Annotated in this window: 14 protein-coding genes; 10 read left to right on the top strand and 4 right to left on the bottom strand. The window is 49.4% G+C overall.

Annotation, left to right across the window (positions count from 1 at the left end; translation table 11 throughout):
• Positions 1–2 precede the first annotated feature (2 nt).
• The 3 genes from AC8GFK_RS04065 to AC8GFK_RS04075 are packed head-to-tail and all read left to right on the top strand — an operon-like array spanning position 3 to position 3,153.
• Positions 3–746 carry an energy-coupling factor transporter transmembrane component T family protein gene (locus AC8GFK_RS04065; protein ID WP_506624772.1) on the top strand — a complete coding sequence of 248 codons (744 nt, stop codon included), beginning with the start codon at positions 3–5 and terminating at the stop codon, positions 744–746.
• Positions 743–2,347, top strand: a complete 1,605-nt coding sequence (locus AC8GFK_RS04070; RefSeq protein WP_506624773.1) for an ABC transporter ATP-binding protein — start codon at positions 743–745, stop codon at positions 2,345–2,347. Before AC8GFK_RS04065 ends, AC8GFK_RS04070 begins: the two co-directional genes overlap by 4 nt.
• Entirely contained in the window at positions 2,344–3,153 is an 810-nt protein-coding gene (locus tag AC8GFK_RS04075) for an ECF transporter S component (protein ID WP_506624774.1), read from the top strand. Before AC8GFK_RS04070 ends, AC8GFK_RS04075 begins: the two co-directional genes overlap by 4 nt.
• Here AC8GFK_RS04075 and gcvT read toward each other — a convergent pair.
• Positions 3,116–4,204, bottom strand: a complete 1,089-nt coding sequence (gcvT, locus tag AC8GFK_RS04080; RefSeq protein WP_506624775.1) for a glycine cleavage system aminomethyltransferase GcvT — start codon at positions 4,202–4,204, stop codon at positions 3,116–3,118. The genes AC8GFK_RS04075 and gcvT overlap by 38 nt on opposite strands.
• A gap of 86 nt (positions 4,205–4,290) precedes the next feature.
• Between gcvT and AC8GFK_RS04085 the strand changes: the two genes are divergently transcribed.
• The 4 genes from AC8GFK_RS04085 to AC8GFK_RS04100 all read left to right on the top strand — a co-directional run bounded on the left by AC8GFK_RS04085 (position 4,291) and on the right by AC8GFK_RS04100 (position 9,897).
• A complete protein-coding gene (locus AC8GFK_RS04085; protein WP_506624776.1) occupies positions 4,291–5,805 on the top strand; it encodes a leucyl aminopeptidase in 1,515 nt (504 codons plus the stop codon).
• An 87-nt stretch (positions 5,806–5,892) separates the two neighbouring features.
• Entirely contained in the window at positions 5,893–7,260 is a 1,368-nt protein-coding gene (gene lpdA, locus AC8GFK_RS04090; protein WP_095673641.1) for a dihydrolipoyl dehydrogenase, read from the top strand.
• Positions 7,261–7,279: 19 nt separating this feature from the next.
• Positions 7,280–9,001, top strand: a complete 1,722-nt coding sequence (gene sucB, locus AC8GFK_RS04095) for a 2-oxoglutarate dehydrogenase, E2 component, dihydrolipoamide succinyltransferase (protein ID WP_506624777.1) — start codon at positions 7,280–7,282, stop codon at positions 8,999–9,001.
• Between the two features lie 5 nt (positions 9,002–9,006).
• Positions 9,007–9,897 (top strand): TIGR01777 family oxidoreductase, encoded by an 891-nt coding sequence (locus AC8GFK_RS04100; RefSeq protein WP_506624778.1) that lies wholly within the window; start codon positions 9,007–9,009, stop codon positions 9,895–9,897.
• Here AC8GFK_RS04100 and AC8GFK_RS04105 read toward each other — a convergent pair.
• Genes AC8GFK_RS04105 through AC8GFK_RS04115 form a run of 3 tightly spaced genes read right to left on the bottom strand, consistent with a single transcriptional unit; the run spans position 9,883 to position 14,127 of the window.
• Complete coding sequence (locus AC8GFK_RS04105) at positions 9,883–11,028, bottom strand: NAD(P)/FAD-dependent oxidoreductase (protein ID WP_506624779.1); 1,146 nt, start codon at positions 11,026–11,028, stop codon at positions 9,883–9,885. The two genes, AC8GFK_RS04100 and AC8GFK_RS04105, sit on opposite strands and share 15 nt — an antisense overlap.
• Positions 11,009–12,016, bottom strand: a complete 1,008-nt coding sequence (locus AC8GFK_RS04110) for a Gfo/Idh/MocA family protein (protein ID WP_506624780.1) — start codon at positions 12,014–12,016, stop codon at positions 11,009–11,011. The genes AC8GFK_RS04105 and AC8GFK_RS04110 overlap by 20 nt, the downstream gene beginning before the upstream one ends.
• A gap of 5 nt (positions 12,017–12,021) precedes the next feature.
• Positions 12,022–14,127, bottom strand: coding sequence for an MMPL family transporter (locus AC8GFK_RS04115; RefSeq protein WP_506625784.1), 2,106 nt, complete (start codon positions 14,125–14,127; stop codon positions 12,022–12,024).
• 120 nt (positions 14,128–14,247) lie between these two features.
• Between AC8GFK_RS04115 and lipB the strand changes: the two genes are divergently transcribed.
• The 3 genes from lipB to AC8GFK_RS04130 are packed head-to-tail and all read left to right on the top strand — an operon-like array spanning position 14,248 to position 16,539.
• On the top strand, positions 14,248–14,919 hold the full coding sequence (gene lipB / locus AC8GFK_RS04120) for a lipoyl(octanoyl) transferase LipB (RefSeq protein ID WP_506624781.1): 672 nt from the start codon (positions 14,248–14,250) through the stop codon (positions 14,917–14,919).
• Positions 14,916–15,848, top strand: a complete 933-nt coding sequence (gene lipA, locus AC8GFK_RS04125) for a lipoyl synthase (protein ID WP_095673647.1) — start codon at positions 14,916–14,918, stop codon at positions 15,846–15,848. Before lipB ends, lipA begins: the two co-directional genes overlap by 4 nt.
• On the top strand, positions 15,841–16,539 hold the full coding sequence (locus AC8GFK_RS04130; protein WP_506624782.1) for a lysophospholipid acyltransferase family protein: 699 nt from the start codon (positions 15,841–15,843) through the stop codon (positions 16,537–16,539). The genes lipA and AC8GFK_RS04130 overlap by 8 nt, the downstream gene beginning before the upstream one ends.
• The last annotated feature ends 5 nt before the right edge of the window (positions 16,540–16,544 follow it).

The following is a 16,544-nucleotide window of genomic DNA, read 5'->3' on the forward strand; positions in this document are numbered from 1 at the left end:
ATATGAAGAAGCCACTGCATCCACTTACCCTGTGGATCTGTGCGATTCTCTTAGCAATAGGAGTCGTCGCACTCGATAACGCATTTATCGCCCTGGCGATAGTGGGTGCGGTGGCACTTCTTGTCTACATCCGTCGCGATGGTTCTCCTTGGCAGAGAAGTTTCGCTCTCTCCATTCGCATCGGTCTGACAATTCTCGCCATTCGTACCGTTGTGGGAATTCTGATCGGTGTTCCAATTCCAGGAACCAATCTCTTTACTCTTCCGATTCTTGATTTGCCGTCATGGATGCCTGGAATTCGCATCGGAGGCGCAGTTACGCTCGAGCGACTGTCATCTTCTCTCCACGAAGGGGTAATCATTGCGACGATGATTGCACTTTTCGGTGCAGCAACTTCTCTTACTAGTCCCCACAAACTCCTGCGCGTCACTCCGTCATTTATTTATGAAATCGGCATCACGCTTGTGATTGCAACTTCCGTCTTTCCGCAACTCGCTACGAGTGCACGTCGCATCCGTACTGCTCAGAAATTGCGCGGTTTTGAAAAGCTTGAACTTCGATCCATTGCTATTCCCCTGCTAGAAGAATCTCTCTCTCGCTCATTGCAGCTTGCCTCAGCCATGGATGCTCGCGGCTACGGCATCAGTAGAAAGCGCTCACGCTATAGACCCATTCCTTGGTTGATGCGCGATAACCTCACTCTTCTCTTCACCTCTGTCTTAGCGGTCGCGATGGTGACACGATGATTACTTTCTCCAACGTCTCACTCATCTATCCGCAATCGACAAAGACAATCCTCGAAGACCTTTCATTCCAGATTGAAGAAGGCGAAATGGTTCTCGTGATGGGCGAAACGGGTTCGGGAAAATCTTCCCTTCTGCGTCTTATTAACGGCCTCGTCCCCCATCACACTGGTGGCATTTTGGCGGGCGATATATCTGTAGATGGAATTTCAACCAGAACAGTAAAGCCCGGATCTCTTGCGCATCTCGTGGGAATTGTTGGGCAGAACCCCATAAATGGATTTGTCACAGATATTGTTGAAGAAGAGCTCGCCTTCAGCATGGAGGCTCTGAACTTCGCGCCCGATGTAATGCGCAAGAGAGTCGAAGAAGTTCTCGACCTACTTAGCTTAAGTGCCTTGCGTAACCGATCCATTGCAACGTTAAGTGGTGGCGAGCAACAACGCCTTGCAATCGGTGCCGCCCTTGTAATGCATCCAAAAGTTCTGGTGCTCGATGAACCCACAAGCGCGCTAGACCCGATTGCCGCCGAAGAAGTTCTCTCCGTTCTTCACCGACTCGTTCATGATTTGAGCGTGACTGTCATCATCGCTGAGCATCGCCTGGAACGCGTCATTCAATTTGTAGATCGCATTATCTTTATCGAAGGTAATGGCGATACCTCAATAGGCACTGCCGATGAGATTCTCAAGAACTCAGACTTAGTTCCACCCATCGTAAAATTGGCTCGCGCTCTTAATCTCTCTGAAATTGGGACAAGCGTTCGTGAGGTAAGAAGACAGACTGAAGATGTTCGAAGTAAAGAGTATGTGCGCCCATCGAATACGCCAACACACACATCAACTGCGATAGAAATTTCAAAAGTTTCCCATTCGTATTCAGGGAAAACCGCTCTTAATGGCGTAAGTGCATCCATCAACCACGGTGAGATTGTTGCAATTATGGGTCGCAACGGCGCAGGAAAGAGCACACTGCTTCACTCGATTGTTGGACTTCACTCCCCACAAGCTGGTGAGATACGAGTCGATGGCGTCGATCCCACAACGCTCAAGGGTGCCGAGCGCCGGAAATCAATCGGATATGTTCCTCAAGAACCTAGCGATCTTCTCTTTGCTTCAACTGTCTCCGAAGAGTGCGCCCTTGCAGATCGCAGTAATGACTTAACTCCTGGTTCCACGGCTTCATTACTCAATCGTTTAGTTCCAGATATCTCGACCCACGCCCACCCCAATGACTTATCTGAAGGTCAACGTTTAGCACTTGTCTTAAGCATCGTGCTTTCTGGAAATCCTGAAGTTCTCGTTCTCGATGAACCAACCCGCGGCCTTGATTATCGCGCCAAGAATTTATTTGCCATCGCTCTTAGGGAATATGCAACACAGTTCAATCGTCCTGTCCTCTTAGCTACACATGACGTTGAGCTAGTAGCCGAACTCGCAGACCGTGTTCTCTTCCTTGCTGAAGGCGAAATAGTTGCCGACGGAACAACGCTCGATGTACTTCTTTCATCCCCTGCCTTTGCACCTCAAGTTGCAAAAGTTATGTCTCCCAATCCATGGCTCACAGTCTCTGATGTCGTTCATGCAATCGAAGGTCAGTCATGAGAACTTCAGGAGTTTTTACCTTCAAAGGCGCATCTTTGATCGCACTATTTCTCACAAGTGCCATTGGCGCTCTTGGCTTTTTATGGCCCTTTCTAATTAATGAGAAGCAAGGTCATCCGCAGTGGATTTTCTTGATGGCAACACCATTCGCCCTACTACTTCTATTGATTAGTTCCAGTAATAATCAATTAGATAGTAAATCCATCGCTCTGTTGGCAGTGCTCACAGCTCTCATTGCGGCGTTGCGCCCAATGGGTACTGGCGCTGTGGGAATCGAACCGATGTGGTTCGTGCTTATTCTCTCCGCCCGAGTATTCGGTCCTTCATTTGGTTTCTTGTTAGGAACGCTTTCTATGCTTCTTTCTGCAATTCTTACGGGCGGCATGGGTCCGTGGGTTGCGTATCAAGCTTTTGCAGCTGGATGGATTGGTTTAGGAGTTGCACTCATTCCACGTTCTTTGCGCGGCAAGAAAGAAATTTTCGCACTCGTTATCTACGGAATTCTCGCCGCCGAGTTCTTTGGAATTGCGATGGACCTTCAATTCTGGCCGTGGGCGCTAGGTACCGATACGCAGCTTTCATATCTGGCTGGTGCACCCATCGCTGAAAATCTCTCAAGGTTCTTCTCGTATCACTTCTTATCAGCGATGGCCTGGGATATTCCGCGAGCAATCTTTACTGCTTCGCTCATTGCAATTGCCGGAAAATCAATCCTTCAGACGCTACGAAGAGCCCACACAAAAGCTGCCTTCTTAACCCCGATTGAATTTATCGAACATGTGAAGGTACAAAAGGCATCGAATTAATCGTTGCTGAAGATTCGCGTCCTCTGACATCGATTGTTACTACATCACCCACTGCATACTCGGGATCAAGCAGCGCCAACGCAATTCCCACTTTGAGTGACGGTGAGAAGGTTCCGCTCGTGACAACACCAATCTCTTTTCCATCCGCACCCTTGACTGACATGCCCGCGCGAGGGATTCCTCGGTCATTTGATTTCAAAGCTTTCAGTGTTCGGACCGTGCCTGCTTCACGTTGAGATTGCAGTACTTCAGAACCTCGGAAACTATCTTTCTTCCAGCCTATTGCCCAACCAGCACTTGCCTGCACCGGTGAGATTTCAAGTGAGAGTTCGTGTCCGTGCAGTGGATAACCCATCTCCGTGCGCAATGTGTCGCGAGCACCCAGCCCGCAGATCAATCCGTCGAAAGGCTTCATCGCCTCAACAAGTGCATCCCAGACAACAGAGGCATCGTTCCATTGTGGAACTAATTCATATCCGTGTTCACCGGTGTAGCCGGTACGGCAGAGAATGACATCGCAGCCAGCGATAGAAACATGGGCAAAAGCCATGTAATCCATTGTGGGATTAATTCCTAAACTGCGAATCACTTCAACCGCTTGCGGACCTTGTAAAGCCAAAACTGCAAACTTTTCATGGAGGTTGGTGACGGTAATTCCAGAAGGAACGTTCTCGTTAAGCACCCGCACAACATCAGTTGTATTGGACGCATTTGGAATCAAGAAAAAATCTGAATCCGAATTTCTGTAGGCGATGAGGTCATCTACAACACCCCCATCTGGATTACAGAGAAGCGTGTATTGGGCTTTGCTATCGACAATCCGATTGAGGTCATTGGAAAACATTGCATTGAGGTATTCGAGAGCACCGTCACCTACAACGCTCGCTTTTCCGAGGTGCGAGACATCAAAGAGTCCGACTCGTTCGCGAACAGCTGTGTGCTCAGCGAGGACTCCTGCGCCTGGATATTCGATAGGCATAAGCCAGCCCCCGAAATCGGCCATCTTCGCCTTGAGGTCTACATGCTTCTGATGCAAAGGTGAGTTTTTCACAGCAACAACTTACACTTACGCTCTCGCATCTGCTCAGTTAAGGCAGAGTGAAATCAATCAATTTAGTGTTAGCTAGAGGAGCCACCATGACCACGATCCGCCTTTCAGACGGAATTGTTAAAGATGATGTTCTAGTCGTTGGGTTGGCCTCTAAGAGTTCTAAGTCTTCAAAGACTGGGGCTGTTTCTCTTCAGATTGAATCAGGCGACCTCGCAATTGACACCAAGGTTCTCATGCAGGCGCTTTCAGATTTGGGTGCTACTGGAAAAGCTGACGAAGTAATCAAGGTCCCTAGTACTTCAACGCGTCTCATTGTCTTTACTGGTCTTGGAAAAGCTTCAACACATTACGATCACGAAGTATTGCGACGCGCAGCAGGGGCTGCAGCTCGCGCGCTAGCTGGAAATTCAAGTGCAACTTTTTCACTCCCAACAAAGAACGCTGCAGCAGTAAAGGCGATTGCTGAAGGTGCAGCGCTTGGCTCATATCTATTCGATCAATTCAGAGGTTCAACCAAGAGCGCGCAAAAGGCTCCTCTGAAATCGGTCACTGTTCATACAGATTTAGCACCAAAGGCAGATGTAAAGTCAGTAGCAAAGTCAGCTGAAGTTATCGGTACCTATACAAACTTGGTACGGGACTTAATCAATACACCTCCAAGCCACCTCACTCCTGAAACTTTCTGCAAAGCCATTACAGATGCAGTGAAGAAAGCTGGCGGTGCATCTGCTGGACTTAAAGTTTCAGTAATGACTGATGCACAATTGAAGTCAAAGGGTTACGGCGGAATTATCGGAGTAGGTCAGGGTTCTGCAAATCCCCCACGTTTACTTCATGTCTCATATACGCCAAAGGGTGCAAAGGCGAAGAAGAAGTACGCCTTCGTCGGCAAGGGAATCACATTTGATACTGGCGGTCTTGCTCTTAAGCCAGCTCTTGGCATGGAAGCAATGAAGTCAGATATGTCTGGCGCAGCTGCTGTCTGTGCTGCAACTATTGCGATCGCACTTCTTAAGTTGCCTGTTGCAATCGAAACGTGGGCTCCTCTTGCCGAGAACATGGTCAGCGATACAGCAACCCGTCCTAGCGATGTCATCACAATGTACGGCGGTAAGACTGTTGAAGTTCTCAATCCAGATGCTGAAGGTCGTCTCGTTCTCGGCGATGCACTTGTTCGCGCACAAGAGACAAAAGATCTTGATGGCATTGTTGATGTAGCCACCCTTACCGGTGCGCAGGTTGTTGCACTCGGAACTCGCACTAGCGCTGTCATGACAAACAATCCGGAATTTTCATCTCACTTTATGGATGTGACAAAAGAGACTGGCGAAGCGTTCTGGCCAATGCCTCTTCCCGTAGAACTTCGCGCCTCCTTGGATTCACCGGTTGCAGATCTTGCCAATATCGGCGAACGTATGGGCGGCATGCTCGTGGCGGGCTTGTTCCTCAAGGATTTCGTCTCAGATGAACTCCCATGGCTACATCTGGATATTGCGGGTCCTGCCTATAACGAGAGCCAGCCCCACGGATATACCCCGGTTGGCGGAACTGGCGTAGCTCTTCGCTCTCTCGTTCAGCTAGCCGTGGCCGCCAGCGCCTAACCGCGTTATGCAATCACCCGCCTAGGCTGGCAAGATACGGCTGTTGAGCTCATTTCAAACAGGGCTCACTTGCGAAGGAGTATCTCGGTGGCAGATTTTGATCTCGTAGTTCTCGGCGGCGGAAGCGGCGGCTATGCAGCAGCTCTTCGTGGAGCACAACTTGGACTCTCAGTTGCTCTCATCGAGAAAGATAAGGTCGGCGGTACCTGCCTCCACCGCGGTTGCATTCCTACCAAGGCTCTTCTGCATGCAGGCGAAGTTGCAGATAGCGCACGCGAATCTGCGCAATTCGGAGTAAATGCCACTTTCAACTCGATCGATATGGTCGGGGTCAATTCCTACAAAGATGGAGTTATCGCCGGTCTCTATAAAGGTTTGCAAGGTCTCGTTAAATCTCGCGGAATCACATTCGTTGAAGGTTCAGGACGACTTGTTTCAAATAACACCGTTGAAGTAAATGGAACGAAATATGTTGGCAAGAACATCGTTCTTGCAACCGGTTCATACGCTCGCACTTTGCCTGGCCTAGATATCGACGGTCAACGCGTCATCACTTCAGATCATGGAACTTCACTTGGTTACGTTCCACAGAGCGCAATCGTTCTTGGTGGCGGAGTCATTGGTTGCGAGTTCGCATCTGTCTGGAAGTCATTCGGTGCAGATGTAACAATCATCGAAGGTTTGCCACACCTCATCGCACTTGAAGATGAATCATCAAGTAAGTTGCTTGAGCGCGCCTACCGCAAGCGTGGAATTAAATTTGAACTCGGAGTTCGCTTTAAGTCGCATCGTGTCGACGCAAATGGCGTCACAGTCACTCTTGAAGATGGCCGTGAATTCACTGCCGATGTTCTCCTCGTATCTGTTGGCCGAGGCCCTGTAACCGATGGAATTGGCTACCAAGAAGTCGGTATTGCAATGGATCGCGGATACATCACCGTTGATGACCACTGCCGCACAAATATCCCTGGCATCTTCGCAGTTGGCGACATCATCCCTACTCTTCAGCTCGCACACGTTGGATTCCAAGAAGGAATTCTTGTTGCCGAAACAATCGCAGGACTTAACCCCCGCCCAATTAATTACGACGGCGTTCCACGCGTTACATATTCAGAGCCAGAGGTTGCATCCGTTGGTCTCTCAACAAAGATTGCTAAAGAACGCGGTTACGACGTTGTCGAACTTGATTACAACCTCGCTGGAAACGGTAAGGCTCAGATTCTTAAGACTGCAGGCTCAATCAAACTTGTTGCCGAAAAGAATGGTCCAGTTCTTGGAATCCATATGGTCGGCGCACGCGTTGGCGAACTTCTCGCTGAAGCGCAATTGATCTTTAACTGGGAGGCGACAGCAGATGATGTTGCACCTCTCGTTCATGCACACCCAACACTGTCAGAGGCAATGGGCGAAGCTCATATGGCTCTTGCAGGCAAACCACTTCACGCGCACGGTTAAGTAAGAGGAGAAAATAACGATGTCATTCTCAGTAACAATGCCAGCTCTCGGCGAGAGCGTAAGTGAAGGAACAGTTACACGTTGGCTTAAGAACGAAGGCGACATGGTCGCTGTCGACGAACCGCTCCTCGAAGTTTCTACAGATAAGGTCGATACCGAGATCCCTTCACCTGTTGCAGGAATTCTTTCTAAGATTGTTGTCGGCGTAGATCAGACTGTTGCAGTTGGCGCAGAGCTTGCCGTGATTGCGGATAGTGCGGTGTCCGGAGGAAGTAACAATGTAAATGTGGCAGAGGTTCCACCTCAGGCTGCGACTCCAGTTGCTGTGCCTGAAACCGTAGTTGCCCCCGTAGCGCCTACAGCACCAACTCCCCCACCAGCTCCTGCTGCAGCACCCGCTGCTCCAGCAGGCGGAGGAACTGTCATCACAATGCCAGCACTTGGCGAATCAGTGAGCGAAGGAACTGTTACTCGTTGGCTTAAAAACGTTGGCGATTCAGTTGCAGTTGATGAAGCGCTCCTAGAAGTTTCTACAGATAAGGTCGATACAGAGATTCCTTCACCCGTTGCCGGAACGCTTCTTGCAATCGATGTTGCAGTTGATACAACTGTTCCAGTCGGTGCGCGTCTCGGACTCATCGGGGTAAGCGGATCCGCTCCAGCACCTGTGGCCGCAGCACCAACACCTCCTCCAGTTCCTGTTGTGTCCGAGCCAATAGCCCCCGTTCAGGTGGCACAGGTTTCAGCTCAAGTTTCTACTCCAGTCGCTGTGCCTGTAACACCAGCGCCAGTTTCACAACCACAAGATGCTTATGTCACTCCAATCGTTCGCAAACTTGCAAATGATCTCGGAGTAAATCTCGCATCTGTTCGCGGTACCGGTATCGGCGGTCGTATTCGTAAGGAAGACGTGGTGTCCGCGCAGACCACAAATAGCGCTGCGGCAGGGGTTCCTCCTCAGGCTGCGAATGTCGCAAGTTCGTCTGTGCAAACTCAACGTCCAGCAGCTCCAGTCGCATCTCCACTTCGCGGAACAACTGTGACAATGTCACGACTTCGCAAGGTAATTGCAGCGCGCATGGTTGAGTCACTTCAGGTTTCAGCTCAGCTCACCACAGTGATTGAAGTAGATGTCACAAAGATTGCTCGACTTCGCGATCGCTCAAAGGCAACTTTCGAAGGCCGCGAAGGCGTCAAGCTTTCATTCCTTCCATTCTTTGCAGTTGCAGTATGCGAAGCGTTGAAGCAGCACCCAGTTCTTAACTCATCTGTCGAAGGTGATCAGATTATTTATCACGGCGCAGAGCACCTTGGTATCGCAGTTGATACCGAACGCGGTCTCTTGGTTCCAGTGATTCACAATGCTGGCGACCTCAACATGGGTGGCGTTGCTCGTAAGATTGCAGATCTTGCAGCTCGCACACGCGATAACAAGGTAACTCCAGATGAACTCGGTGGTGGAACATTTACTCTCACCAATACAGGTTCACGTGGTGCACTCTTTGACACGCCAATCATTAATCAGCCACAGGTAGCAATCCTCGGACTCGGCGCAGTTGTTAAGCGTCCAATGGTTGTTAAGGGTGAAGACGGTGGCGAGACAATTGCTATTCGTTCCATGGTTTATCTCGGACTTTCATACGATCACCGTGTCGTAGATGGTGCAGATGCGGCTCGTTTCTTGGTGACTCTCAAAGAGCGCCTTGAAGGTGGAGCATTCGAAGCTGACTTGGGTCTCTAACGCCAATGTCAGTTCCACAACGCATCGCTATTACGGGTGCATCAGGGCTTATCGGAACCGCACTCGTTGGTCACCTCAAGAGTGAAGGCCATACGGTTCAGCGTTTTGTGCGTCGCCCTGTTGTTGCACCTGATGAAATTCAATGGGATCCAAAGACAGGTTATGTAGATATTGAAGCGCTCCGCGGAGTAGATGCAATCATCCACTTAGCTGGCGTCGGTGTTGGCGATAAGCGCTGGAGCAAGAAGTACAAATCAGAGATTCTCAATTCACGTTTACTCGGCACAACTGCCATCGCACACGCAGTTAATGAAGTGAAGCCACAGGTCTTTATCTCAGCTAGCGCTATCGGTTGGTATGGCGAATCAGGCAATCGCTCTGTCGTCGAAACAGATCGCGTCGGAGATGACTTTCTTGCCGCCGTTTGTCGTGAATGGGAAGGCGCCGCTGACCTCGTGACTGATGTTCGTACCGTCAAGATTCGTACCGGACTAGTCCTTGATCCAACTGGTGGCGCACTTGGCAAGATGCTTCCGCTCTTTCGCTTAGGTCTGGGCGGAAAACTTGGAAATGGTAAGCAGTGGTGGTCTTGGATTACTTTGCACGATGTTATTCGCGCAATTACCTTCCTACTTGAAAGCAAGGTTTCAGGTCCGGTAAATCTGACTTCACCAAATCCAGTTACTAATCAAGAGTTCACATCAGCTCTTGCGCGCGCGATGCACCGCCCGGCACTTTTTCCAGCGCCTGCAATCGCACTCAAGATTGCACTCGGTGGATTTTCTTCTGAGATCTTGGGAAGCAAGAAGGTTATGCCTCAAGCGCTTACTGATGCTGGATTTACTTGGGATTACCCCCATATCACCAACGCTCTTACCGCTCTAATTCAGGAGTAACTCCTGCGCTGCTAAGCGCCCTGATAAGAGTGCACCATTTTGTGATGGCGCCGTTCTGTAATCTCCTGCGACAAAGAGATTATTTGCAACCTTTGCCGATTGGATTCCCTGCTTACCAACGCCGAATATAGGAAGAGATTTTGGAATCTCGTACTTAGCAATCAACGCCCAATCAGATGTTGATACGCCCCACATAATCGCAAGGTGGCGACGTACTTCAGATTCGGATGCAAACTCGATTGTTGTTGATGAGAGCAAAGTTTTTCCGATGGGCGCATACGTTGGGACCATATTTGAAATCGCAATCGAGTTAATAACTGGCCCGCGGGATTGTCCATCAATCAATAGACGATTAGATAGCGTCATCTCCATAGGAACCTCGTGATACCAGGTCGTACTAGAGGCAAGTTTTGGCACGTTCGGAATATCTAGAAGTTGTGCTGCAGTTGTTAAATCAGCTGCAACTATGACGGCATCTGCCTTCAGGTCATCAAGTGAATCAATCCGAGTGTTGAGATGAATTGAGCGAACCCGTTGTGCCAGTGCCTTTGGCAACTCCCCCGCACCATGTGCTGGCAAGCCGGGTCTCCCTGAAATAAATGAGCGAACAATCTCTTTGCCACTTACCGCATCAACGTTTGCCGGCGATGTCAGAAAAACGCCTGATAAGAATGGTTTAAGTACGCGCTGATATAGATTGCCGTACTGAGAAAGTTCATCTTCAACAGAGCGCCCTTGCTTCGAAGTGCTCGTTAGATAACCGATAAAACGCAGCTTTGTAAAGATAGAACCTGTCGCAGGGTTAAAGGCAGATAAAAGGCTTTCGCGAGGATCGCCCAAAGCGACAGTGAACTCATCAAGAGAGATATCGACAGAACGAAATGCTTCAACAAAGTTTAATTCTCTAACGACATCAAGGCGCAGCAGCTCTGGGTAGCGCGAGTTAATGAGCTGGAATCCTCTATCAAGTCGATACCCGTCAATCAGATCTGTTGCGACTCGACCACCTACGCGATCTGAAGACTCGTAAACATCGACTTCGCAACCCGCATCCTGCAAAGTGATTGCTGCACTGAGACCAGCAAGTCCTGCCCCGATAATTGCAACCTTCTTATCGGACACTAATTTCACGCGCCTTATCAATAATCGTTGCCACCGCAAGAATCTGTTCTCGAGTTACTGGCATTGAACCTTTACCCTCGAGGGCATCACGTACTGCTAAATAGAAGTAACCATAATTTCCAGGCACTGCTTGAATCTCTTCGCGCTGATCACCGCGTTGAATGTAAGCCTTTGATGAAGTTGGCTCTTTCCAAATTCCACCTTCAGGGAAATTACCTGCTCGCAATAGCGCTTCTTGTGGGTCTAGGTCTTCAATGATGAGGGCACCCTCGGTACCTAGTACACGAACTCGCGGACCTGTTGATCCTGAAATAGCACTAACTGAACAATATGAATCAACGCCCGAATGATGACGAAGATTGAGAACGACATCATCTTCTGACTCACCGCGAATCTTTCGAATACTTGCGTAGGTAAGGTCGGCTGGTCCGAAGCAATCAAGGGCAGTAGAAAGTAAATGTGTTTGAAGATCGAGAAGTAGACCACCACCTTCATCAGGTGTGAGGTTTTCTCGCCAGGCAGTGGGGTTGAGCTGAGGACGGTAGCGCTCGAACCGTGAATCCATTCTGAAAACTTTTCCAATAAGGCCGTTTGCCGCCACCTTCTTAATGGTGAGTGAATCGCTATCCCATTGGCGGTTATAGAAAGCGGTGACCGGAACTCCTGATTTCTCACTCGCATCGAGAATGCGCAGGGTTTCAGTAACGGTGCGTCCCATGGGCTTCTCGACAACTACAGGGATTCCTGCGCTTATTGCAGCAAGTGCATGTTCGCAGTGCGCTGCATTGGCTGTTGCAATCACAACCAGTTCAAGATCTTGTGCAAGAAAGTCTGTGAGGTTTTCAGCAACCTTTACCAAGGGGAAATCTTCCTTGGCTTGTCGCGCACGCGTTGAATTGCCGGTCAGAACTGAGGCGACTTCAAATCCACACCCTTTGAGTAACGGTGCGTGAAAAGATCGACCTGCAAGTCCGTAACCGGCAATACCAACGCGCATCAGTATTACTTGTTCTGCAACTTAGACGGCCACCAGATCTTTGGACCAATCTCGTGGACTAGCGCTGGGACCAAGATTGAACGAACGATGATGGTGTCGAGCAATACTCCAAAGGCCACCGCAAAACCAAGCTCTGCAAGTGGAACGAGTGGAAGTAGACCGAGCACAGCAAATGTTGCTGCAAGAACGATTCCAGCAGATGTAATAACTGCACCTGTCACTGTAAGTCCCTTGATGACGCCTGCTCGAGTACCAATCTTCATAGATTCTTCGCGAACGCGAGTCATCAAGAAGATGTTGTAGTCAATTCCGAGAGCGACAAGGAAGATGAAGGCGAAGAGTGGGAAGGATGTATCTCCCCCGGCGAAACCAAATACATGGTTAAAGACGAGTGCACATACACCCAGTGTTGCGAAGTAGGAGAGAAGAACTGTGCCGAGCAACAGCGCTGCACTCAAAATGCTTCGAAGAAGTAGGCCAAGGATGAGAGTGATTGCGATAAGGATCAGGGGAATAATTGTCTTATTGTCACGATCATTTGCAGTTCGCACATCGAAGTAGACGGCGCTTGTGCCACCAACCAAAGATGTGGAATCTGCTTCATGTGCCAACCGGCGAATTTCGGGAATATCGTTTCCTGCTTCGACGCTATCAGGCGCCTTATCGAGGGTCACGTTAAGAATTGCTCTATTGCCGACAACCTTCACTGCAGGAAGTGGCTGTCCTGGAATAGGAATTCCATCGAGTTGTGGTGAAACATCTGTAACGCCTGGAGCGCTCTTGAGTGCTGAAGAGACTGCCCCAATCTTGTTGGCGTTGACGACAACCTGCGTTGGGTCTCCTTCTCCGCCTGGAAAGTGCTTAGTAAGCAACTTCTGACCAACAACGGATTCAGGCTTGCCTGTAAAGGTGTCGACTGTTCCGATTCCATCTGCCTTCAGAGTTGTTGAGGCAAATGCAAAGAGGAGAAGTACTGAACCTGAAATAACCCACGCCTTGCGCGGATTGCGATCGATTACGTTACCGACCTTTGACCAGGTTCCTGTCATGACATGGTCATCCCCGTCATTACGAGGAACGCGTGGCCAGAAGATCCAGCGACCGAAGAGAAGTAGAAGCGCAGGAAGCAAAGTAAGGATGGTGATCATCGCGCAGACAATGCCGATAGCACCGATTGGTCCAAGTCCTGCTGTATTTGTCAGTTGGCTGAACAAGAGAATGAGAAGTGAAATCGAGACTGTTGAACCGGACGCAATGATTGGTTCCCAGACGCCTTTATAGGCAGCTTTCATTGCAGCGAATCGATCCTCGTGATGATGAAGTTCTTCTCGATAACGTGCAATAAGTAGAAGTGCGTAATCAGTTGCTGCTCCGATTACAAGAACCGAAAGAATTCCTTGCGACTGACCATCAACATCGATGATGTCTGCCTTAGCCAAAAGATAAACAATTCCACCTGCCATGGTGAGCGCGAATAGCGCTGACAAAAGCGGTATCACCCAGAGAATTGGTGATCGATACACAACAATCAAAATGACTGCAACAACAGCTAATGTGGTGAGCAAGAGCGTTGAATCGATACTTCCAAATGCTCCGAAGAGATCGCCAAGAAGACCAGCAGGTCCAGTGACGTAATGAGTGACTCCATTAGCTTCAGCCAATGGTGTTACATCTTCTCGTAGGGCCTCAACGATTGCCGGAAGAACGGGTTCATCATTGGGCAATAGAAGTGAGATCGCATTTCCATCGAGTGGAACGTTGGCAAGAATTGCTTCGCCATCTTGTGATGGGAATACGGAGATAGCCTGATCTGGGGCTAAGTAATCTGAAATCTTCGCAGTGGTTCCTGCAAGTGTGAGTGAACCAACGCCTGCCATATGGGATTGAATATTTGCCAAGACCTCTGGCTTTACAGCGCCCTCAAAGAGAATAAGCGTTGGGAAACTGAACGAATCGCCTGCAGAGAATTTCTGAATCTCATCGGATGCAAGTGTGGCTTCGGCTCCCTTAGGCAAGAAGGAAGAGTTATTATTTTCTTGAACCGAGGTGAGCTTTCCAAAGAGTGGACCGAAGACACCTGTGAGAACGAACCAGACGATGACGACCAACATTGCAAGAGCAAATGGCTTACGAGATTTCTGAGCAGTAATTGTTGACACGATAGATCAGGCCTTTCAGGCTTGGAATGAGCGTAATTCGCGAGAGCGCTAGCCTACCTTTAGGCTGTGTCTGTGCCCCTTGCAAGCGCTTCATATGACTCACATATTTCTCACTCTCCTTTGGCGATTCAGCGCGCAGGTCTTATCGAGTACGCAACAGCACTCGAGACTCAACGACTTATACATAAAGAAGTAGCCGAAGGCGTTCGCCCGAACACCCTTCTGCTTCTTGAACATCCTTCTGTCTACACAGCCGGGAAGAGAACGAGCGATTCAGAGAAACCTCATGATGGAACTCCAGTGATCAACGTCGATCGCGGTGGCAAAATCACTTGGCATGGTCCTGGCCAGCTCGTTGGCTATCCAATCGTTAAATTGGCAAAGCCCACCGAGCTCGTTGGTTTTGTTCGCGAAATTGAGGCCGGTCTCATCCGTGTATGCGGTGAGTTTGGCCTTGAAACCCAGAGAGTTGATGGCCGTTCCGGTGTCTGGGTCTGCGATGAGAAGGGTGAAAGAAAGATTGCCGCCATCGGCATACGCGTAGCAACGGGCGTATCGATGCATGGCTTTGCTCTGAACGTGAATCCAGACCTGACTGAATTCAATAGAATCATCCCCTGCGGAATTGAAGATGCCTCGGTGACTTCGCTGCAGCAAGAACTTGGTCGCGACATTTCTATCGATGAAGTGGCTCCGGTTGTTGAGAAATATCTCTACGAGACATTGGTAAAGGTGAGCGCATGACTATTGCACCCGAAGGTCGCAAACTTCTGCGCATCGAGGCTCGTAACACTGAGACTCCCATTGAACGTAAACCCGAGTGGATCAAAACCCGCGCCAATATGGGTCCTGAGTACACCCGACTTCGTTCTCTAGTAAAGAGCGAAGGACTCCACACAGTCTGCCAAGAAGCCGCTTGTCCAAATATTTTTGAATGTTGGGAAGATAAGGAAGCGACTTTCCTTATCGGAGGCGAGCGTTGTACTCGTCGTTGCGATTTCTGCAATATTGATACAGGAAAACCAGATCCACTTGATCGCGATGAACCACGCCGCGTAGCTGAATCCGTTCAAGCTATGGGGCTGAAGTACGCAACTATCACTGGTGTTACTCGCGATGATCTTGAAGATGAAGGTGCGTGGCTATACGCAGAAACTATTCGCAAGGTACATGAACTCAATCCCGGAACCGGCGTTGAAATGCTTGCACCAGATTTCAGTGGCAACCCTGTCTATCTCAATGAAGTCTTCGAAACTCGTCCAGAAGTATTTGCACATAACTTGGAGACTGTTCCACGTATCTTCAAACGCATTCGCCCTGCATTTACCTACGAGCGTTCACTCAATGTCATTACACAAGCTCGTGAATTTGGTCTGATTACAAAATCCAACCTCATCCTTGGCCTCGGAGAAACCCGCGAGGAAATTTCACAGGCGCTCGTTGATCTTCATGCAGCCGGCTGTGACCTCATCACCATTACTCAATATCTACGCCCAACAAATAAGCACCATCCAGTCGAGCGTTGGGTTAAACCTGATGAGTTCGTCGAGCTTGCGAAAGAAGCTGAAGATATTGGATTTAGCGGCGTCATGAGCGGCCCACTTGTACGCAGCTCTTACCGTGCAGGTCGTCTTTATAAGCAAGCGCAAGAAAAGCGAAGCTTGCGTGGCTGATCTCGTCTATCCCCCAGTAATTGTTGCCATTAAAGCATTTTGGCGTTACTTGGGACTGCAATTTGATTTTCAAGGCGAAGAGAACATTCCGCGTGATGGTGGGTCAATTCTGGCAATCAATCACATTGGCTATTTAGATTTCGCACTCACTGGAACCGCTGCACTTCCAGCTGGTCGATATGTTCGATTTATGGCAAAGAAGGAAATCTTCGATAACAAATTAGCTGGACCACTCATGCGCGGAATGCACCACATCTGCGTTGATCGCTCAAATGGTTCAGCCTCCTTCGTTACGGCACTTCGCGCTCTTCGTGCAGGTGAAATCATTGGCATCTTTCCTGAAGGAACAATCTCTGTAAGTTTTGAAATCAAGGAACTTAAATCTGGTGCAGTTCGATTAGCTATGGGCGCCGGCGTTCCAGTAATTCCTACAATTGTCTGGGGCTCACAGCGAATCTGGACCAAGAAGGTCAAGCGAGACCTGCGTCGTAAGAATGTGCCCATAACAGTGGCTTTTGGCGAACCTCTCTACTTCGATAAGAAATCTGATGTCGAGGCTGGCGAGAAGCTTCTGCGCGAAACAATGCTTGCGATGCTCCATGAAGTGCAGGAAAAGTATCCAGATTCACATGAAGGACAGCGCTGGGCGCCTGTGCGCCTTGGTGGTACAGCCCCTGCTCCCCTAAACTAACGCGC

The organism is Planktophila turicensis (SeqCode) (assembly GCF_965234405.1).
Taxonomy (GTDB): domain Bacteria; phylum Actinomycetota; class Actinomycetes; order Nanopelagicales; family Nanopelagicaceae; genus Planktophila; species Planktophila turicensis.